Raw genomic sequence first — 515 nt, forward strand, 5'->3', positions numbered from 1 at the left:
CCCCCAGACCACCCCCGACCAGCCCCTCGACATCGCCGGCATCGGCATCGGCCCCTTCAACCTCTCCCTCGCCGCCCTCGCCCACGGCATCCCCGGCCTCCGCACCGCCTGCTACGACCAGAACCACACCTTCCGCTGGCACGCCGGCCTCCTCATCGACGGCACCACCCTCCAGGTCCCCTTCCTCGCCGACCTCGTCACCCTCGCCGACCCCACCAGCCCCTGGACCTTCCTCAACTACCTCAAATCACGCGAACGCCTCTACCCCTTCTACTTCGCCGAGCGCTTCCACATCCAACGCGCCGAATACGACGCCTACTGCCGCTGGGTCAGCCAAAACCTCCCCGGCCTCCACTTCGGCCACCAGATCGACGCCATCCGCTGGAACCCCGAACGCAGCCTCTTCGAAATCGACTTCACCCAACTCGACTCCGACGGCGAAGCCGAAGCCCTCGGCCGCACCTACACCCGCAACCTCGTCCTCGGCGTCGGCACCGCCCCCCACGTCCCCGACC

At 68.3% G+C, this 515-nt stretch carries 1 protein-coding gene; it reads left to right on the forward strand.

The genetic code is table 11. The annotated features are described in order from the left end of the window. On the forward strand, positions 1-515 hold a 515-nt coding region (locus IF61_RS0131850), incomplete at both ends, for a SidA/IucD/PvdA family monooxygenase (RefSeq protein WP_030370024.1).

Source organism: Streptomyces roseoverticillatus, from assembly GCF_000719265.1.
In the GTDB taxonomy this organism is placed as follows: domain Bacteria; phylum Actinomycetota; class Actinomycetes; order Streptomycetales; family Streptomycetaceae; genus Streptomyces; species Streptomyces roseoverticillatus.